General features: G+C 62.5%; 17 protein-coding genes and 1 pseudogene. 5 read left to right on the forward strand and 13 right to left on the reverse strand.

Translation table 11 applies throughout. The features are described from left to right. Positions 1–2: 2 nt before the first annotated feature. Complete coding sequence (locus tag ACLD1X_RS26845) at positions 3–1,190, forward strand: type II secretion system F family protein (RefSeq protein WP_429372957.1); 1,188 nt, start codon at positions 3–5, stop codon at positions 1,188–1,190. Positions 1,191–1,344: 154 nt separating this feature from the next. Next, entirely contained in the window at positions 1,345–1,935 is a 591-nt protein-coding gene (locus ACLD1X_RS26850; protein WP_429372959.1) for a hypothetical protein, read from the forward strand. Between the two features lie 90 nt (positions 1,936–2,025). Here ACLD1X_RS26850 and ACLD1X_RS26855 read toward each other — a convergent pair whose 3' ends face one another. The 7 genes from ACLD1X_RS26855 to ACLD1X_RS26885 all read right to left on the reverse strand — a co-directional run bounded on the left by ACLD1X_RS26855 (position 2,026) and on the right by ACLD1X_RS26885 (position 9,791). Then, the gene (locus ACLD1X_RS26855; RefSeq protein ID WP_429372961.1) at positions 2,026–2,922 is read right to left on the reverse strand and encodes a LysR family transcriptional regulator; all 897 of its coding nucleotides are present in this window, start codon (positions 2,920–2,922) and stop codon (positions 2,026–2,028) included. 284 nt (positions 2,923–3,206) lie between these two features. Further along, on the reverse strand, positions 3,207–3,833 hold the full coding sequence (gene ycaC / locus ACLD1X_RS26860) for an isochorismate family cysteine hydrolase YcaC (protein WP_322618121.1): 627 nt from the start codon (positions 3,831–3,833) through the stop codon (positions 3,207–3,209). A gap of 64 nt (positions 3,834–3,897) precedes the next feature. Next, complete coding sequence (locus ACLD1X_RS26865) at positions 3,898–5,736, reverse strand: amidohydrolase (RefSeq protein WP_429372964.1); 1,839 nt, start codon at positions 5,734–5,736, stop codon at positions 3,898–3,900. After that, positions 5,736–6,344, reverse strand: a complete 609-nt coding sequence (locus ACLD1X_RS26870; RefSeq protein ID WP_429372966.1) for an antibiotic biosynthesis monooxygenase — start codon at positions 6,342–6,344, stop codon at positions 5,736–5,738. The genes ACLD1X_RS26865 and ACLD1X_RS26870 overlap by 1 nt, the downstream gene beginning before the upstream one ends. Further along, positions 6,337–6,753 (reverse strand): DoxX family protein, encoded by a 417-nt coding sequence (locus ACLD1X_RS26875; RefSeq protein ID WP_429372968.1) that lies wholly within the window; start codon positions 6,751–6,753, stop codon positions 6,337–6,339. The genes ACLD1X_RS26870 and ACLD1X_RS26875 overlap by 8 nt, the downstream gene beginning before the upstream one ends. A gap of 1,080 nt (positions 6,754–7,833) precedes the next feature. Beyond that, positions 7,834–8,754, reverse strand: a complete 921-nt coding sequence (locus tag ACLD1X_RS26880) for a LysR substrate-binding domain-containing protein (RefSeq protein ID WP_429372970.1) — start codon at positions 8,752–8,754, stop codon at positions 7,834–7,836. Between the two features lie 47 nt (positions 8,755–8,801). Beyond that, the gene (locus ACLD1X_RS26885; protein WP_429372972.1) at positions 8,802–9,791 is read right to left on the reverse strand and encodes an MBL fold metallo-hydrolase; all 990 of its coding nucleotides are present in this window, start codon (positions 9,789–9,791) and stop codon (positions 8,802–8,804) included. Positions 9,792–10,051: 260 nt separating this feature from the next. Here ACLD1X_RS26885 and ACLD1X_RS26890 point away from each other — a divergent pair, with 260 nt between their 5' ends. Further along, on the forward strand, positions 10,052–10,513 hold the full coding sequence (locus tag ACLD1X_RS26890) for a helix-turn-helix domain-containing protein (RefSeq protein WP_429372974.1): 462 nt from the start codon (positions 10,052–10,054) through the stop codon (positions 10,511–10,513). Here ACLD1X_RS26890 and ACLD1X_RS26895 read toward each other — a convergent pair. Both ACLD1X_RS26895 and ACLD1X_RS26900 read right to left on the reverse strand, forming a co-directional pair. Beyond that, complete coding sequence (locus ACLD1X_RS26895; RefSeq protein ID WP_429372976.1) at positions 10,503–11,327, reverse strand: alpha/beta fold hydrolase; 825 nt, start codon at positions 11,325–11,327, stop codon at positions 10,503–10,505. The two genes, ACLD1X_RS26890 and ACLD1X_RS26895, sit on opposite strands and share 11 nt — an antisense overlap. A 34-nt stretch (positions 11,328–11,361) precedes the next feature. Beyond that, complete coding sequence (locus ACLD1X_RS26900) at positions 11,362–11,937, reverse strand: flavodoxin family protein (RefSeq protein ID WP_413428585.1); 576 nt, start codon at positions 11,935–11,937, stop codon at positions 11,362–11,364. A gap of 408 nt (positions 11,938–12,345) precedes the next feature. Between ACLD1X_RS26900 and ACLD1X_RS26905 the strand changes: the two genes are divergently transcribed. Further along, positions 12,346–15,150 carry an ATP-binding protein gene (locus ACLD1X_RS26905; RefSeq protein WP_429372978.1) on the forward strand — a complete coding sequence of 935 codons (2,805 nt, stop codon included), beginning with the start codon at positions 12,346–12,348 and terminating at the stop codon, positions 15,148–15,150. Here the strand turns inward: ACLD1X_RS26905 and ACLD1X_RS26910 are convergent. Next, on the reverse strand, positions 15,115–16,599 hold the full coding sequence (locus ACLD1X_RS26910; RefSeq protein ID WP_429372980.1) for an ATP-binding protein: 1,485 nt from the start codon (positions 16,597–16,599) through the stop codon (positions 15,115–15,117). The genes ACLD1X_RS26905 and ACLD1X_RS26910 overlap by 36 nt on opposite strands. A 152-nt stretch (positions 16,600–16,751) precedes the next feature. Beyond that, positions 16,752–17,702: a GlxA family transcriptional regulator gene (locus tag ACLD1X_RS26915; RefSeq protein WP_429372982.1), complete on the reverse strand. Its 951-nt coding sequence runs from the start codon at positions 17,700–17,702 to the stop codon at positions 16,752–16,754. A 344-nt stretch (positions 17,703–18,046) separates the two neighbouring features. Here ACLD1X_RS26915 and ACLD1X_RS26920 point away from each other — a divergent pair, with 344 nt between their 5' ends. Further along, a complete protein-coding gene (locus tag ACLD1X_RS26920) occupies positions 18,047–18,769 on the forward strand; it encodes a pirin family protein (protein WP_429372984.1) in 723 nt (240 codons plus the stop codon). A gap of 117 nt (positions 18,770–18,886) precedes the next feature. On the opposite strand, the pseudogene ACLD1X_RS26925 reads toward ACLD1X_RS26920, so the two are convergent. Together ACLD1X_RS26925 and ACLD1X_RS26930 are read right to left on the reverse strand one after the other, a co-directional pair. Then, positions 18,887–19,021: pseudogene (locus ACLD1X_RS26925) on the reverse strand (LysR family transcriptional regulator); the annotation flags it as partial. Further along, a complete protein-coding gene (locus ACLD1X_RS26930) occupies positions 18,984–19,898 on the reverse strand; it encodes a LysR family transcriptional regulator (protein ID WP_429372986.1) in 915 nt (304 codons plus the stop codon). The pseudogene ACLD1X_RS26925 and the gene ACLD1X_RS26930, both read right to left, overlap by 38 nt. Positions 19,899–19,902 lie beyond the last annotated feature (4 nt).

Below are 19,902 nucleotides of genomic sequence, written 5' to 3' on the forward strand. Positions count from 1 at the left end.
CCATGCGCTTTCATCTCAAAGCCGTTGGCAAGGCCGGTGTCGTGTCGATGACCGTCGAGGCCCCGGGACACAGCGAAGCCAGGCGCATCGCCGAAGACCAAGGCCTGCGCGTCGTCAGCCTGCACGCCGAACGGCATTGGCGCGCGTTGCGCCTGAACAAGCGCGAGACGTTCAACCTGGTGTTGTTCAGCCAGGAGCTGACCACATTGCTCAACGCCGGCCTGCCATTGATCGATGCGCTGGAAAGCCTGGCGGAAAAGGAAACCGCGCCACAGGCCCGCAAAACCCTGAGCGAGCTGGTGCGCTTGCTGTACGAGGGCAAATCGTTTTCCCAGGCTCTGGGTCAGCTCTCGGCGGTTTTCCCACCGCTGTACGTTGCGCTGGTGCAGTCCAGTGAAAAGACCGGTGCCGTGGGCGATGCCCTGGGCCGGTATGTCAGCTATCGCCAGCGCATGGACGAGGTTCGCCAGAAGATCGTCAGCGCTTCGATCTACCCCATGTTGCTGCTGGTGGTGGGCGGTGGCGTGGTGCTGTTCTTGATGGGTTATGTCGTGCCGCGCTTCAGCCTGGTATTCGAAGGGTTGGGGTCGAACCTGCCATGGTTGTCGCAGATCCTGATGAGCAGCGGCATGTTCCTTCACGCCCACCAGGGCGAATTCTTTGGCGGCCTGCTGGCCATCATCGTCGCCCTCGCCCTGCTCCAGCGCCAACCGGCCTTTCGTCGGGGGCTGGACCGTCTGATCGAAAAGCTTCCCGCGGTGCACCAGCGCATCTTCATGTATGAGCTGGCGCGGTTCTACCGTTCGCTGGGGATTCTGCTGCAAGGCGGCATTCCCCTGGTCACCGCCATGGGCATGGTCCGTGGCTTGCTCACCGTCGCCTCCCGCTCGCGCCTGGACCAGGCCTGCGACCGGGTGCGCGAGGGGCAGTCACTGTCTACCGCGCTGGAACTCAATCACCTGGTGACCCCCGTGTCCCTGCGCCTGCTGCGCGCCGGCGAGCAGTCCGGCAACCTCGGGCAGATGATGGAGCGCAGCGCCGATTTCTACGACGAAGAAATCAGCCGCTGGATCGAATGGTTCGTGCGGCTGTTCGAACCCTTGCTCATGACGTTTATCGGCCTGTTGATCGGGGTGATCGTGATCCTGATGTACATCCCGATTTTCGAACTGGCCTCAAGCATTCACTGACTTTTTGGAACAGGGCCACGCTGCCCGTTGAGTTTTTACAACGTCCAATTGAATAAACCGGCACAGCGAGGTGTTTAACAAGTTCCAATGGGAAGAAAGCAGCACATAGCAATGTTCATCAACGTTCCAATCTAAATAAGAGACGGAGAACGACATGCACATCAATAAGCTTTTATTGGCAGTAGCTATTGGCGCGGTTCTGTCGGCGTCTACCGTACTGATTCCGGACCACCTGTCCGGGGTATCCAGTGCTCAGGCCAAGGAAGGGGGTAGTGGCGGTGGTGGTGGGGGTGGCGGCAGTGGTGGTGGCGGCGGCGGCAGTGGTGGTGGCGGTGGCGGCAGTGGTGGCGGCGGCGGTGGCAGTGGTGGCGGTGGCGGCAGTGGTGGCGGCGGCGGTGGCAACAGTGGCGGCAGCGGCCACGGTGGCGACCATGGCAGCAACAGCGGCCATGGCAGCGCCAACAGCGGTTCGGGTCACTCCGGATCGGCCTCGTCCTCAGGACGCAGCGGCACCCATGATGAACCCGGGGATGACCGCGGCGTGCATCGGGCGGGTGAAATCGGCGACGATCGTGGCGTTCATGCCAATGGCGAAGTCGGCGATGACCGTGGCGTTCATGCCAATGGTGAAGTCGGTGATGATCGTGGTGTCCATGCCCAGCCGGGGGATGACCGTGGCGTCCATGCCCAGCCGGCAGATAAACGGGGTGTCCATGTCGAGCCCGGCGATGACAAAAGGACCTGATCCCCGCTGATTCCCATACAACACAACACCCTGTGGGAGCGCCGCACCGGCGCTCCCACAGGTTCGTTTGGGTCAGGCACTGCGCGTTTTTTACACCCCACCCTCAACCCGATCCAGCCGCTCGCGCAAGAACTCGACCAGCGCCTGCACCGGCCGCGAACTCTGCCGGTGTTGCGGATAGACCGCAGACAACGTCAGCGGCTCCGGCCGGGAATCCCCCAGCACTTGCACCAGCCTTCCATCCTTGAGTGCCGAATCGACAATGAACGTCGGCAAATACGTGATCCCCATTCCGGCGATGGCCGCGTCCCTGAGCACCTCGCCATTGTTGACCCGCATCCGTCCGCTGACGTTGACCGTCAGCGGCCTGCCCTGCCCCGCAAATCGCCATTGCACCTGTCGACCATGGCCATAGGGCAGACAGTCATGACCGTGCAAATCCTCGGGTTTGAGTGGCGTGCCGCGTTCGGCCAGGTACGCCGGGCTGGCGCAATACACCCGCTGGATCGACGCGATCCGCCGGGCAATCAAGGTCGAGTCCTCGAGCGTGCCGATGCGCAACGCCAGGTCGTAACCCTCACCCAGCAGATCCACGGGCCGATCGCTCAAATCCATCTCCACCGTCACGTCGCGATAGCGCTGCAAAAACACCGGTAGCAGGCACCCCAGATGCGCCAGTGCGAACGACAGCGGTGCACTCACGCGAATGGTCCCCCGTGGTTCGGTGGTCTGGCCGGCGATGCCCTGTTCCACTTGTTCGACTTCGCTGAGCAGGCGCAAGGCCGACTCGTAATAGCTTTGCCCCAGCGGCGTGACATCCAGGCGCCGGGTCGAGCGATTGAGCAAGCGCACGCCCAGGCGCTCTTCAAGTTGCATCAGGCGGCGGCTGACAAACTGCTTGGACAGGCCCAGTTGATCAGCGGCCGCCGTGAAGCTGCCGGAGTCCATCACCTGGCAAAAGATCCGCATATCTTCGAAGGGGTTCATTGTCACATCCTGGTTGACAGCCAAACACTTTATAGCCGTTTTTTCCTTTCCGGACACTCTATCGGGTTCAAGGTGCGGCGTGATGAAGGGCTTATCTGTTGTCGGCGGTCAGGAAAGGCGGTTTTGCGGGGGGATCGCAGAGTCGCTGAGCGACTGTGAACACAAAACCCGGTGGGAGCGGCGGTGCGGCGATCCGACTTGCTCGCGAAAGCGGTGTGTCAGGCAACATTGCTGTGACTGACACTCCCTCTTCGCGAGCAAGCCCGCTCCCACAGGTTAAGGTCTTACTTGGCGGTAAACTTCGTGTAGCTGTTGATCAGGTTGCGGTAGTTCGGCAGGCGTTCCGACAGCAGGTTGGCCAGGCCTTCCATGTCGTTGCGCCAGTCGCCTTGCAGCTCGCAGGCCACGGAGAACCAGTTCAACAGTTGCGCACCGGCAGCCGACATGCGCGCCCAGGCCGCTTGCTGCACGGTGGTGTTGAAGGTACCGGAAGCGTCGGTCACCACAAACACGTCAAAGCCTTCGGCAATGGCCGACAGGGTCGGGAACGCCACGCACACGTCGGTCACCACACCGGCGATGATCAGTTGCTTGCGACCGGTGGCCTTGATCGCCTTGACGAAGTCCTCGTTGTCCCAGGCGTTGATCTGGCCCGGGCGGGCAATGAACGGCGCGTCCGGGAACTGCGCCTTGAGTTCCGGCACGATCGGGCCGTTCGGGCCGCTGTCGAAACTGGTGGTGAGGATGGTCGGCAGCTTGAAGAACTTGGCGATGTCGCCCAGCGCCAGCACGTTGTTCTTGAACTCGTTGGGTGAGAAATCCTGTACCAGCGAGATCAGACCGGTCTGGTGGTCGACCAGCAGCACAACGGCATCGTCTTTGTTCAGGCGTTTGTAAGGAACGTTGCTCATTTGAAACTCCTCGGAGGGTGGTGAGGTAAAGCGCCGGCCACGATGGCCGACGCCTGGTTGAGACTCAGAACGCGAAGCAGGAACAGCCGAAGGCGCCCCAGAAACCGGCGAAGTCACTCACCGGCACATTCGACATACGGGCCTTTTCATGACTGTGGGTATGCACGGCGCACGGGCCGCTGCACTGGTGAACCTGCGCCTGCATCGGCGCGTTCGGCCGCCAGTGGCCCGGAACCTTCGCCACCGGCGACCAGTCCGGCAGCACCGGCAGGCTGACAGGCCCGAGTTTTTCGAAGTCGCCGGCACCGTAGACAATCTTGCCGCCGACCACGGTCAGTACCGACTCGATCCACTTGATCGCTTCTTCCTCGACGCTGAAGAAGTCCGCGCTCAGTGCTGCCAGGTCCGCCAGTTGCCCGACCTTGATCTGGCCTTTCTTGCCCTGTTCCGACGAGAACCAGGCACTGCCGTGGGTGAACAGCTCCAGTGCAGTGGTGCGCGGCAAGCCTTCCTCGTACAGCGCCAGACCGCCGACGGTACGGCCGCTGACCATCCAGTACAGCGAGGTCCACGGGTTGTAGCTGGAGACCCGGGTGGCGTCGGTACCCGCCCCGACCGGCACCCCTTCGGCGAGCATGCGCTTGATTGGCGGTGTGGCTTCGGCGGCCTGCTTGCCGTAGCGGTCGACGAAATATTCACCCTGGAACGCCATGCGATCCTGAATCGCAATGCCGCCCCCCAGCGCCCTCACCCGCTCGATGTTCTGCGGGGTGATGGTTTCGGCGTGGTCGAAAAACCACGGCAAGCCATTGAACGGAATGTCGCGATTGACCTTCTCGAACACATCGAGCATGCGGCTGATGGATTCGTTGTAGGTCGCATGCAGACGGAACGGCCAGCGTTGCTCGACCAGATGGCGCACCACCGGCTCCAGTTCGGCCTCCATGGTTTGCGGCAAGTCCGGGCGCGGCTCGAGGAAGTCTTCGAAGTCCGCCGCCGAGAACACCAGCATTTCCCCGGCACCGTTGTGCCGCAGGTAATCATCGCCCTGGTGCAGCTTCACGCTGCCGGTCCAGTTCTTGAAGTCGGTCAGCTCTTCCTTGGGCTTCTGGGTGAACAGGTTGTAGGCGATGCGCACGGTCAGCTGCCCGTCCTTCGCCAACTGCTCGATCACCTGGTAATCGTCCGGATAGTTCTGGAAACCGCCGCCGGCATCGATGGCACTGGTCAGGCCCAGGCGATTGAGTTCGCGCATGAACTGACGGGTCGAGTTGACCTGATACTCCAGCGGCAGCTTCGGCCCCTTGGCCAGCGTCGAGTACAGAATCATCGCATTCGGCCGTGCCACCAGCATGCCGGTCGGCTCGCCATTGGCGTCACGCACGATCTCGCCACCCGGCGGGTTCGGCGTGTCGCGGGTGTAACCGGCTACGCGCAGCGCGGCGCGGTTGAGCAAGGCGCGGTCGTAGAGGTGCAGCACGAACACCGGCGTGTCCGGCGCGGCCTGGTTTAGCTCCGCCAGGGTCGGCATGCGCTTTTCGGCGAACTGGAATTCGTTCCACCCACCGACCACCCGCACCCACTGCGGCGTCGGCGTGCGGTCAGCCTGGTCCTTGAGCATGCGCAAGGCATCGGCCAGTGACGGCACACCTTCCCAACGCAATTCGAGGTTGTAGTTCAAGCCGCCACGGATCAGGTGCAAGTGCGAGTCGTTGAGCCCGGGGATCACGCAGCGCCCCTTGAGGTCGATCACCTGGGTGTTTGCGCCGCGCAGGGCCATGGCTTGCGCATCGTTGCCGACCGCGACGAAACGCCCGTCGCTGATCGCTACGGCGCTGGCGAGCGGTTTTTCGCGGTCAACGGTATGGAATTGACCATTGAACAGAATCAGATCGGCGTTCATCACGGTTCCTCGTGTAAAGGGGCGGGAGACAGCCAGGGCGCGAACAGGCGCGTCGCCATGGGCATGAACAGGTAGACCACTGACAGCACGATGGTCAGGGTGATCAGGAACGTGGCAACCACGTAGCTGGAGAGAAATGCGTTGAGTCGCAGCAGCGGCCCCCAGATCAGCGGCACCAGCAAGGTGTGCGGCAAGATCACCAGCAACGTCACCACGGCTTGCTTCCAGCGCGGTGGCGGTGTGCCGGCCTCGGCCTGGGGCGAGAACCAGAACTCGTTGAGTGGATTGACCTCGGTCTGGTCGCCATCGGCCAGCATCGGCGCGGCTTCTTCAACCAGCGCCTGGCGCTGCGGCGAATCGAGCCAGTTCTGCATCGCCTCGGTGGAGCAAAAGCGCAGCACGCAGGTGTAGGTGTCCAGGCCTGCATTCTTGCCGCGCACCACATCCACGCCCAGGTGCCCGACGTTCTGCGCGGCCACCTTGACGATGTTGCGCAGCCAGGCGGCATAAGGCACTTCGAAACCGGCCTTGACCCGGTGTTTGACGATCAGGGTCACCACCTCATCAGGCCCGGGGTTTGCCGGCTCACGGCGATTGGATTCAGACATAACGCAAGGCTCCGGCGAAACGGACATTGAGCGCCAGCCGTCCCGGCCCGGCGATGAAAATGCTGGTGAACACAATCAACAACAGCCAGCCGAACTGGCCTTCGAAGAGTGTCCACTGCGGATGCACGAGCAACATCGACACCCACAGAAGAAACAGAATAGGCAAACATGCCAGACGCACCAGCAACCCGGCGACGATCAGTAGCGGGCACACGACCTCGGCGAAAATCGCCAGCACCAGCGTCAGGTTTGCGCCCAGATGGAAAGGGTCTTCGATGTTTTGCAACTCGGCACTGTAGTGCAGCAGCTTGGGCAAACCGTGTACCCACAACAGGAACAACCCGCCGCTGACCCGCAGGAACAGCAGCCCCCAGTCTTGCGCCCGATCACCGCGTTGCGAAGCGTCCATGGCCCACCTGCACATATGAAAAACCACCGGCGACGAGGCGCCGGGACAGGACTAGATAGTGCCGGGACGGGGGGAGGAAAAATTGAATGTACGTGCTCTGTTTGCGATGTGGGCTGAGAACTGCCCAGCGATGCAGATCCCTGTGGGAGCGAGCCTGCTCGCGAAGGCTTTGTGGTTGGCGACGTTTTTTTTGTGTACATATCCGGGTTTGCGGTCACGGCGGCTTATGGTTCCGCCCTTACGGCGGGTTACTTGGAAAAGCCCCAAGTAACCAAGGGCTCTTGCCCCTGACGTTCGGTGCCTCGCCAAGGCTCGGCATGCCCTCGCTCCGGTCCTGCTCCGTGGGCCCGCCGCGATCGGCCATCCATGGCCGTACGCGGCTAACCCGGCATCCATGCCGGGTTGCCCACTACGCAGAACCTGCGCTCGGCCTCTCGAGGGGGCAAGTAGATCAAAAGCCAAAGCCAAAGCCAAAGCGAGGCGGCCTGACAGCCGACCTGACCGCAATTGAATGCATCCCCCTGTAGGAGCGAGCTTGCTCGCGAAAAACGCCAGGACACCGCGGGGATTCAGACCGCCCGCGTCATCGTTGACTTCCATCGCGAGCAAGCTCGCTCCTACAGATGCTGAGTACATCTGCAAGAAATTGGTTGGCTGGCAGGCCGCTTTCGCGAGCAGGCTCGCTCCCACAGAAGAGCATAAGCAGAGCAACGGCAGATCGGCGTACCCCCACGCTCTTCACCACTCAACAGGCCGAGCGTTAGCTCGCCTGCCGCTCTTGATCTTGATCTTGATCCACCCGCCCCCTCGGCAGGCTTAGCGGAGGTGTTCATCCGGGGAATGGCGCGCAGCGCCGTTCGACGCAGTCGAACTCATTGCATGTAGGTCGCGCGCAGCCGACCGGAGGGCAATGCCCCCGGATGGGCACCGGAGCGAAGGAACCCCGAGCCTAGGCGAGGGGCCGGACGTTCGGGGCGAGCGTTTTTTTGCTTACTTTTTTTAGGCGCTTGTAAAAAAAGTGAGTCGCCGTAAGGGCGAAACCGCCAGTCGCCACAACCCAAAAAACGGATATGCACCCAATCAGGAGGGAATATCCAAAGCCAAAGACATGAACTGACTGATCCGCGACCGCAACCACCGCTCCGCAGGATCATTGTCATGCACCCCGCTCCAGGCCATCGACAACTGCGCCGCCTCGATCTCGAACGGCGGATCCTCAGCCCGCAACCCACACCCCTCCACCAACGCACACGCCGCATAATCGGGCACCGTGGCAATCATCTCGGTGCCCGCGAGCAACGCCCGCAACCCACTGAACTGCGGCACCCCCAGCACCACGCGACGACTACGCCCGACCTTCGCCAGGTCCAGATCGATATTGCCGCTCAAGTCCCCTGAGAACGACACCATCGCATGGGGCCGCTCACAGTACTCGTCCAGGGACAGCGTCCCCGGCCGGCTGTCACCACGCAGCACCTTGCAGGGGATATCGCGCAGCTTCTTGCGCTTGGCATTGGCCGGCAGATCCGTGGTGTAGCTCACACCCACCGAGATCTCCCCCGACGCCAGCAGCGCCGGCATCAACAGGTAATTGGCCCGCCGCACGACCACGACGATGCCCGGTGCCTCTTCTTGCAACTGACGCAACAACGGTGGAAACAAGCCGAACTCGGCATCGTCCGACAACCCGATGCGAAACACATCGCAACTGGTCGCCGGATCGAATTCCCTGGCCCGGCTGACCGCGCCGGAAATGGTGTCCATCGCCGGCTGCAACTCCTTGAGGATCGCCAACGCGCGCGCCGTCGGCTCCATGCCGCGACCGTTGCGCAGCAGCAACGGGTCATCGAACAGATCGCGCAAACGCCCCAGCGCGGCGCTCACCGCCGGCTGCCCCATGAACAGTTTTTCCGCGACGCGGGTCAGGTTCTTTTCGAACATCAGGGCTTCGAAAATCACCAGCAGGTTCATGTCGACGCGACGCAGATCGTTACGGTTCATAGGCACGGGTTCCTTGTGTGTTCGGCCAGGCGTGAGTGCGCTGGACTTTACTCGATCAACGGCACGTTCGCCGCGCGTTTGTACGGTCCGTATTCCACCGGCACCCACTCGAAATGCTTGCCTTGGGCGCTGATATGGCCGATGCCGGGGAACGGCAAGTGCGCCGCCGTCACCCAGGTCTTGCTGGCGGCAGCGGCAGTGAACACCTGGTTGCGGCTTTTGATCGCATGCTGGCTGTCGACGTCGAAACCGATCGACACTTCAGGGTGCAGGAACTGCACGGCGAGGTTGTGCACCAGGTCGCCCATGAACAGGATGCTTTGCCCTTGGGAGGTGAAACGGTACGTGGTGCTGCCCGGCGTGTGCCCGGCTTCCAGTTGCGCCTCGACCACACCCGGCAACGGTGACTGACCGGGGGTGAAGGTCTTGAAACGACCGGCGGCAACGTAAGGGGCAGTGGAATCCTGAGCGATCTTGAAGTAGCCCTTGGCCGCTTCCGGCGCCTTGGCCAATGCCTGCGGGTCGAGCCAGTAGTCGGCTTCGGCCTTGGCCGCATACACCGTAGCGTTGGCGAACACCGGTTGCTGCTTGCCGTCCACCAGACCGCAAACGTGATCCAGGTGCAAGTGGGTGATCAGGATGGCGTCCACCTGCTCCGGTTTGTAGCCGGCCGCTTGCAGGTTGGCCGGGAGCTGGCCGGCGGTAGGACCGATGCACTGCCCTGCCCCGGTATCGATCAGCACAAGCTGTTTGCCGGTGTTGACCAGAAACGCGTTGAAGGCGGTCTGCACACCCGGGGTTTCAATCGAACGACGGGCCAACAGCGCGCGGATCTGGCTCTGGCTCATGCCTTGCAACAGCTTCGGCGACAGGTCGTTGTAGCCGTCAAACAACGCCGTCACTTCGTAATCCCCCAGCGCCAGCCGGAAGTACCCGGGTACTTGCGTGCCCACCTGCGCGGGCGCCTGGGCCAGCGCGCTGGCGGATATCAGAACCAGGCCAATGGCCCCCAGCGTTCCCTGCCATGTCCGTTTCATCTGCTCACCTTTTCAAGCCAGCCAGCGGTCCGAGATGGCCCGCTCCATGCTGCGCATCTTGTGCCCATCGCCGTTGCTCACACTTGCAGCGATGTGCTGTGTTCACACCTTCGGGGATGGAATTAACAACGTTTAACTCGTCAGGCACTGAGGGCAACTCTAACAATGAAGCCCTCAGCGCAGAGCTTTTTTTCAGAGTAACGGTGCTGATCGCTCAAACCGGGCACCAGTGCTTTTCCTCCCCCGACCGGACAATGGCCATGGCTTACCCACAGCACACCACCGCCCGCGCACCTGCCAGCGAACCTCGCAAGACCAGCACCGGCGGCCTCAGCCCGCACCGCGAAAACATGGTTAAACAACTGATCCTCGAACGCCTCGGTGACAGCCTTGAAGTCACCGAACTGGCACAGGCCTGCGCCCTCTCGCGCAGTCATTTCTCCCGTGCGTTCAAGTGCAGCACCGGGCTCTCGCCGCAGGACTGGATACGCCAGCAACGCATCACCCTGGCCAAGCAATTGATCCGCAACACCGACATGAGCCTTACGCAGATCAGCCTCGAGTGCGGCTTCTGCGATCAGGCGCACTTCTGCCACATTTTCACCCGCAGCGAAGGCATCAACCCGTTTGCCTGGCGCTGTCAGTTTGTTCGCGGCAGCTCGTCGAGCGGCAAAAGATCGCAGGCCGCGCCTGCGATCTTTCAGTCGGGTATCACCCTATGAGGAACGCCAGCAGATCCGCGTTGAGCTGATCCTTGTGGGTGTCCGTCAAGCCGTGAGGGGCACCCGGGTAAATCTTCAGCGTCGAACCCTTCACCAGTCTGGCGCTGGAGACGCCCGCCGCCTCGTACGGCACGACCTGATCCGCGTCGCCATGCACCACCAGGGTCGGCACGTCGAACTTCTTCAGGTCTTCGGTGAAGTCGGTTTCCGAGAACGCCTTGATGCAGTCATAGGCGTTCTTGTGGCCGGCCATCATGCCCTGCATCCAGAACCAGTCGATCATGCCCTGGGACGGTTTTGCGTCAGGTTTGTTGAAGCCGAAGAACGGGCCGCTGGCGAGGTCGATGTACAGCTGCGAGCGATCGGCCAGCGAGGCCTGGCGGATGCCGTCGAACACCTCCAATGGCAGGCCGCCGGGGTTGGCTTCGGTCTTGAGCATCAGCGGTGGTACGGCGGAAATCAGCCCGGCCTTGGCCACGCGTCCGGTGCCGTGGCGACCGATGTATCGTGCCACTTCGCCACCACCGGTGGAGAAGCCGAACAGCACGACGTCCTGCAGATCGAGCAGTTCGATCAACTGCGCCAGGTCGTCGGCGTAATGGTCCATGTCATTGCCCGACCACGGCTGGCTGGAACGCCCATGGCCACGACGGTCGTGGGCGATGACCCGGTAGCCCTTGGAGGCCAGGAAGATCATCTGCGATTCCCAGCTGTCAGCGTTCAATGGCCAGCCGTGGCTGAAGACAATCGGCTGACCGGTGCCCCAGTCCTTGTAGTAAATCTCGACGCCGTCGCGGGTAGTGAAGGTGCTCATGGGTGATGTTTCCTTAACGAGGGTTGGGGGGGAATCAAACCGGTAGTTGCTTCATGCGATCGGCCAGGCGCGCCACACGCTCGCCCAGGTGCGCGGCGGTGCAGCGATCCTCGGGCGGAGGGGCATCGTCGGGGGATTGCTCGACATTCGATTGGGCCATGGCGCCCAGTGAGCTGCCCAGGCGATTGAGTTGGCCGTTGAACGCGCCGGTGCTGGAGCGTGCCGGCAGCAGGTCGAGGCCGACCCAGATCATCGAGTGCTGGGCGGCGAACACCGCCATCTGCAGCAAGGTGTTGAGCTTGTCGCCGCACAGGCAACCGGAATTGGTGAAGCCCGCGGCGAGTTTGTCGCGCCAGGGTTGGGCCAGGTAGAACGCCGCCGTGGCCTCCATGAACGCCTTGAAGGCCGCCGAGGCGCTGCCCATGTAGGTCGGCGCGCCGAAGATAATGGCATCGGCGTTGTGCAGGCGCTCCCAGTGCTCGTGCACTTCCTCGACCGGAATCAACTGGCAGGTGCTGCCCAGATGCCGTTCCACCCCCCCGGCCACGGCTTCGGCCATGACCCGGGTGTGCCCGTAGCCACTGTGATAGACCACCACCACGTTGCTCATTGCACTGCCCTCTGTGGGAGCGAGCCTGCTCGCGAAGGCTGTGTCACCTTCAGCATGAGCAGTGACTGGCACACCGCTTTCGCGAGCAGGCTCGCTCCCACATCGGGTCGCTTGTGGTTGACTGACATTTCATCCCTGCCTTCGGTGCCACAGAAGGAAGAGAGTCTTGGACGCAGACCGGGCGCAGGACGAGTTAAACGTTGTTAATTTTCCATGGCGCGCAAAAAGCCCCGGCAATTGCTGTCCATCTGTCGCGCCCAATGATCACGGGGCCGACGGACCCTGGCCGATACGCTACAGTCGATGCCTGCACCCGACAGTCACCCGGGCGGCGCATTGCGCTGGCTAAAAGACTTGAGGAATATGCTCGAAAACCGCGTACCAGACGGATGCAGCAGGAGCGACTCGTTGACCCTATCCCCCGAACAGGTTGTGCATTTCGGCCCCTACCGGGTCTACCCCGGACAACGCCTGGTGATGGAGGCCGACCAGCCCTTGCGCCTGGGCCGGCGCGCCATGGACATCCTGTTGATCCTGCTGGAGCACGCCGGCAATGTGGTCAGCAAGCAACAATTGCTCGCCAGGGTCTGGCCCAACAGCGTGGTCGAGGACATCAACCTGCGGGTGCACATGGCTGCATTGCGCAAGGCGTTGGGCGACGGCCAGGCCGGTCAGCGTTACATCGTCACCGTGGCCCAGCGCGGGTACAGTTTCGTCGCTCCGCACTCACTGGAACAGGCCGGGCAACCGCCGGCACCCGAGACGCGCGTGCCGAGCCGGCATAACCTGCCGGTGCGCCGTACGCGCATGATCGGCCGGCAGACACTGGTCGACCATCTGATGGTGCAATTGCCACGCCAGCGCTTCATCACCCTCGTCGGCCCCGGTGGCATCGGCAAGACCACGGTGGCACTGCGGGTCGCCGAACAGATGATCGGTCACTACCGGGACGGCATTCGCCTGCTGGACCTGGCCCCGATCAACTGCCCGCTGATGATCGACGGCCATCTGGCAACGCTGCTCGAACTGGCCCTGCACGATGATGAACCCCTGAGCGGGCTTGCGGACTATCTGCGTGACCGCCACATGCTGCTGGTCATCGACAACTGCGAGCACCTGGTCGACGCCATCGCCCAGCTCAGCGAAAACATCCTGCGCAGTGCGCCGCAAGTGCACATCCTCGCCACAAGCCGCGAAAGCCTGCGGGCCGAAGGGGAATTCGTCCAGCGCCTGGAATCACTCGACTGCCCGCCCCCCATCGCCGTCCTCGACCGCGCCCAGGCCATGACCTTTTCCGCCCTGCAACTGTTCGTCGAGCGGGCCATGGCCAGCCATGACAGCTTTGAACTGACGGACGCCGAGCTGCCGCTGTTGATCGACATCTGCCACCGACTGGACGGCATTCCACTGGCCATCGAACTGGCGGCGGCGCAAGTGGGCACCTTCGGATTGCAGGGTTTGCTGGCGCAGTTGCAAAGCAGTTTCCGGGTGCTGACCCAGCCCTGCCAGATGCCCCTGGCAAGGCATCAGACCTTGCGCGCAACGCTGGACTGGAGCTTCGAACTGCTCAACGCCTGCGAAAAGACCTGCCTGCGCCGGCTGAGTGTGTTTCGCGGTGGCTTCACCCTGGAGTCGGCAGCGGCGGTGATTGTCGGCGAACACATCGAACCCCGCGAGGTGTTCGGTTCAATCACCCAATTGGTCGCCAAGTCGTTGCTGAACGTGGAGGTGGGCGACGAAGACGTGTACTACCGCTTGCTCGATACCACCCGCCACTACGCCCTGGAAAAACTCACGCAAACCACCGACCTGCCCGGCACGCGGGAACGGCACGCCGAGCGCTGCCTGACGTTGATGCAACAGGCGCAGGACGACTGGGAGAAAACGCCGACCGGCCTGTGGATCGAGCGCTATGGCCGGGCCCTTGAGGATATCCGTGCGGCCCTTGATTGGGGGTTGCACGCGCAAGGGCCAAGGGCACTGGCGATACGCCTGGCCGCGACGTCCACACCCTTGTGGCAGGAGCTGTCACTGCTCAAGGAACATGGCGGTTATGTGCGCAAGGCACTGGCCTTGCTCGATCAGTCAGCCGAGCCGTGCCCGCGCTTGAAGATGGCCCTCAAGCTGGCCCTGGGCAGTGCCTGTTACCACGCTCAGGGCGGTAGCGCCGAAACCGTTGGCGCCTTTGTCAGCGCCAGAGCCCTGGCCAGGCAACTTGACGATGTCGCCGGTCAGCTGCGGGCGATTTCCGGTCACCTGGCCGTCAACCTCAGTTGCGGTCATTACCAGATGGCCCTGGAGCAGAGCCGGCAATTCGATCAGCTCGGGCTGCATGACGACGCCCTGATGTCTTTGAGTACGCACCGATTGCGCGTGCTGGCCCTGCACTTCTCCGGCGACCAGCACCAGGCCGGGGAGCATGCCGAACAGGTGCTGCAACGCATGGCCCACAGCGGTTATCTCAACCGTTTCACCCATGGTTTCGGCGTGCAATACGACCAGAGCGTCGCGGCGCTGACCATCCATGCGCGCATCCTCTGGCTGCAAGGCCAACCGGAACAGGCCTGGCGCACGGCACGGCAGGCGCTGGACATCGCGTTGCAGATCAACCACGGCACGTCGATCTGCTACACCCTGGCGCTCGCCGGCTGCCTGATCGCCTACTACAACGGCGACACCCGCAGTGCCCGCGAACTTTTGCGCCTGCTGCTGGAACAGGCGCAGAAACATTCGGTTCCGCTGTTCTACAACTGGGCGCAACATTACGCGCAAGTGATCGGCGGCACCGATGTTCGGCCAATCGGCCGCCAAAACACCGGCTTGATCAAAGACATCATGGTCACGCTGGATTCGAACTGCGTCGACGATGATTTGCTCGAACGCGCGCAAAGCGGTGCGGCGGGCTGGAGCACGGCAGAAATACTGCGGGCCAAAGCCAGGACGCTGCTGGCAACGGATTGTCCGGCCAAGGCCGCGACGGCCGAAGCGGTGCTGCTCAAGGCACTCAACGTGGCAAAGGCCCAGGGTGCCCTGGCCTGGGAGCTGCGCAGCGCCACCTCACTGGCGCAGTTGTGGCAGCGTCAGGGCCACCCGCAACGGGCGCATCGACTGCTGGCTCCGATCTACCAGCGCTTCAGCGAAGGTTTTGCCACGCCAGACCTGATGACGGTTCGCCGGCTACTCGACGAGTTGCAATGCCACCTGCCCGCCTGAAGGCCAGCGCATTTGCCTGATGTAACCGGCATAACGCACTTCGAGGGTGCGCAACTCGCCACTGAGTTCGAGTTTTTCCTGTGCGTAGGTGCGGGTGGTGTTGAGGAAGCGGTAACGGGTCCCCCCTCCTCCCTGCTCCCGGGACAGCAGTGACTTCAATGCCAGGCTTTCCAGCACCTTGATCAAGTCGGCGGCGGGCAGCCTGTCGCAACAGATCACGCCAATCGCTGCGTCCTGGGTAAACATCATTTTGAACACCGCCAGGCGCTGCAACACGGTTTGTTCCACGGCAGTCAACCGTTCGTAGCTCCAGTCCAGCGCGGCCTTGAGGGTCTGATGCCGGGGAACGGCCGTGCGACGGCCCTGGGTCAGCAACTGAAAACAATTGTCGAGCTGGGCCTGCAACCCCACCAGCGCCAACGCATCGATCTGCGCCGCGGCCAGTTCAATCGCCAACGGCAGGCCATCCAGGCGCCGGCAGATTTCTCGCACGACCTTGAGGTCCTGTTCGCGCAGGGTGAAGCCTTGCTGGCGAGCACGGGCACGGCTGACAAACAACTGCACCGCCGAATAGCCCATGACCTCGGCGACACTGCGCAGCGCCGATGCCGACGGCACCGCCAGCGGTGGCAGGCGCAACACGGTTTCGCCCGCCGCATTGAACGGCTCGCGGCTGGTAGCGAGGATCGACAGGCGAGGCATCGATTGCAGCAGTGTCTCGATCAGCGTCCGGCAGCGTTCGAGCAGGTGCTCGCAGTTGTCCAGGACCAACAAGGCGTGCCGTTGCGACAGCGCCTCCAGCGTAGTGCCAACCTTCAGTTCAAGGGTTCGCGTGAGGTGATCGGTCACTTGCGCCGGGTCATCGATCGCCGACAGGTCCACCAGCCACACACCGTGCCGATAGTGCTGCAATAACAACTCGGCCACACGCAGGGCCACGGTGGTCTTGCCGATTCCGCATGGCCCGACCAGGGTCATGAATCGCCGCACCGGCAATTGCCGCACCAGACTGCCGACAATGGCATCGCGCCCGGTAATCGGCGTGAGCCGTGCGGGCAGGTTGTGCAGTGGTTTTTGCACGGTCTCGCTCGGGAACGGTACGGGCTCTGGCGAGTGTTGCACCGGGGCGACAAAACTGTAGCCGCGCTGGGGAATGTTGACGATGTAGCACTGGCCGTTCTGCCCGTCGCCCAGGGCACGGCGCAGGGCGGCGATGTGCACGCGCAGGTTGATCTCTTCGACCACCGAGCGCGGCCAGACCTGGGCAATCAACTCCTCCTTGCTGACCACCGAGCCCGCGTGCTCGACCAGTACCTGCAACACATCGAGGGCGCGGCCGCCCAGGCGCAGCGGTCGATCGCCGTCCAGCACCAGTCGCTGACCGAGGTGGAAGGCATAGGGACCAAATCGCAGCACCGCTTCGCTGCTTACATCTCTGAGGCTGTTCATGGGCTGTCACCCGCTGGAAACCTGGTTTGCATCCTGGCTCCGCACCTTCCTTGCAATGAGTTCAGCGGTATCTTGGCAGGCCTCGGTGACGGTACAACTGCCACGGGGGGAGCATCACGGCCATTGCGGTGCGCGTGACGGACACGCGCCGGCTAGCTGAACTGCTCGCGGTACTGGATCGGGGTCAGGCCAAGTTTTTCACTGAACAGAAAACGCATGTGCCGCACGCTGCCGAAGCCGCTTTTGAATGCCACGGTCTTGAGCGGCAACTCGGTGGTTTCCAGCAGGTTCCTCGCGCAATCGATGCGCGCGCTTTGCAGAAACTCCATGGGCGTCATGTTCACATCCCGGGCGAACACCCGGGCGAAATGACGCGGGCTCATGTTGGCCAGCCCGGCCATGGACTCGATGCTGTAGGTTTCATCGAGGTGCTCAAGCACATGGTTCTGCACGCGGGTAATCGCCGTTTCGTGGGGCGCCACCGCGGCCATCAACGGGCTGAACTGCGCCTGCCCGCCCTGGCGCTTCATCACCACCAGCAACACCTTGGCCACGTCCTGGGCGACCTTCTTGCCGTGGTCCTGCGCCACCACCGACAACGCCAGGTCGATCCCGGCCGTCACGCCGCCGGAAGTGATCAGGCTGCGGTCCTGAACAAAGATCTGATCGGTCTCGACCGTCGCGTTCGGAAAGGCCTTGATCAGCCGCTCGGTGTAGTGCCAGTGGGTGGTGACGCGATAGCCATCGAGCAAACCGGCATGCCCCAACACGAACGCCCCGGTGCAGATGGAACCATAACCGGCGGACCGGCTGACGTTGTGCCTGAGCCAGTCGAGCAATGGCGGATGCTTTTCGTTGTAGGCACCGGGGCCACCAGGTACCAGCAGCAAATCAAAACCCTCGCAGGCCTGATCGATGTGCCGATCGGCCTGCACGCACACGCCGTTGGATGCCCGTAGTGCGCCGGGTTCGGTGCCGATGGTCGACAGCACATAGTGATCTTCGGGTTTCAGATAACGGTTGGCGATGGAAAACACTTCCATGGGCCCGGCCATGTCGAGCAGGAGAAAGTCGGGAAACAACACCATTGCCACGGTTTTCATGGATTGGGATTCACTGGGATCAAATAAGGTTGGTCTGCCAAACACAAGCCCCTAGTGGGAGCGAGCCTGCTCGCGAAGGCGTAGTGTCAGTCGCTATCAACTTTGCCTGATACACCGCTTTCGCGAGCAGGCTCGCTCCCACAGGGCCTGCACCCGACATCAAGGAGTGCAGTGCATTATGACCAGACACAAGCCAAAGCCGGAAAAGAATAGCTGATTGACGCCCGTAAACTGTCAACCTGATAGAGACAGTATTTCAATTTTCATCTACTTATTGAACTACAAGATAAACATTAACCTTCTCCTCAGTCGGACGAATTCACGTCCCCACAGGAGATTTCATCATGCTGACTCTTCGCAAAGCCTCGGATCGTGGCCTGGCCAATCACGGCTGGTTGAAGTCGTTCCATACCTTTTCCTTCGCCAACTACCGCAACCCGAAAGAGCAGGGTTTTTCTGACCTGTTGGTGATCAACGACGACCGCGTCGCCGCCGGCAAAGGCTTCGGCCAGCACCCGCACCGCGACATGGAGATTTTCTCCTACGTGCTTGAAGGCGCCCTGGAGCACAAGGACACCCTGGGCACAGGTTCAGTGATTCGCCCCGGCGACGTGCAACTGATGAGCGCCGGCAGTGGCGTGGCCCACAGTGAGTTCAACCACTCCGGCACGCGGCCGGTGCACTTTCTGCAGATCTGGATCGTGCCCGAGGTCAGCGGCGCCAAACCGCGCTATCAACAAGAGCACTTCAGTACCCAGAAGAAACGCGGGCGCCTGCAACTGATCATCTCGCCGGACGGCGCCAAGGGTTCGCTGAAGGTGCGTCAGGATGCGCGGGTGTATGCCGGCCTGATCGACGGCAAGGAAAGCGCCACCCTGGAACTCGCCGCCAACCGCTACGCCTATGTACACGTAGCCCGGGGCAGCGTCGAACTCAATGGCGTGTTGTTGCAGGAAGGCGACGGCGTGCGGGTGCGCGACGAACAGGCGCTGACCCTGGGCAACGGCGTGGACGCTGAAGTACTGGTCTTCGACCTGCGCCCTCAGGAACTGCCGGAAATGCCATGACAAAACCCTGTGGGAGCGGGCTTGCTCGCGAAGGCGCAGTGTCAGACGACATCTCTGTTGAATGACACTGCGCTTTCGCGAGCAAGCCCGCTCCCACAGGTTGTGTGGTCTCCGGATTTATTCACCGGTCCCGGCGAACCCCGCGACAATCTCATCAATCACCGCCCGGACCCTGGCCGTATGGCGCAGGTCCGCGTGGGTCACCAGCCAGACGTCATAGGGCAACGGTCGCAAACGCTCCGGCCACAGCCTGANATTCACCGGTCCCGGCGAACCCCGCGACAATCTCATCAATCACCGCCCGGACCCTGGCCGTATGGCGCAGGTCCGCGTGGGTCACCAGCCAGACGTCATAGGGCAACGGTCGCAAACGCTCCGGCCACAGCCTGACCAGACCGTCGCGCTCCCCCAGGTACACCGGAACCTCCCCGACCCCGATCCCCGCCGCAATCGAACGGCGCACCAGCAGGCTGGAACTGAGGCTCGCGACAATCCGCCCGCGCGCCACCGGCTCCGAGACCAGCGTCAGGTCTTTGTTGCCCTGCAAATAGGGTTGATACACCACCAGGTCATGCCCGGCGAACGCCGAGCCAGACTCCGGCATGCCGTGGGCATCGACATAGGCCTGCGAGGCAAACAGCCCCACCGGCCAGCGCGCGATGCGCCGGGCGATCAGGTCCGGGTTGTCCGGCCGGGTGTTACGCACGGCGATGTCCGCCTCGCGTTTGGCCAGGCTGAGAATCTGTGTGGTGGCGTCCAGTTGCACCCGTACATCCGGGTGTTGTCGATGCAGGCGGGCAATCGCCGGGATCAGGAAATCAATCGCCAGGGTATCGGTGGTACTGACGCGCACCGTGCCGCTCAAGCGATCGTCCAGACCCTGGATCCGGCGCTCCAGCTCGAGGGCTGAATGCTCCATTTTCTCCACCGCCTTGAGCGCCGCTTCGCCGACAGCCGTCAGCGCGTAACCTTCGGAGGTACGCAGGAACAAGGTCGCACTGAGTGATTTCTCCAGCGCCGTGATGCGCCGGCCAACAGTGGCCTGATCGACCCCCAACACCCGCGCCGCGCCGCGTAAGGTGGATTCGCGGCAAACCGCGAGAAATACCCGGGCGTCATCCCAATTCATAACG

The organism is Pseudomonas sp. 18173 (assembly GCF_050432945.1).
GTDB lineage: Bacteria > Pseudomonadota > Gammaproteobacteria > Pseudomonadales > Pseudomonadaceae > Aquipseudomonas.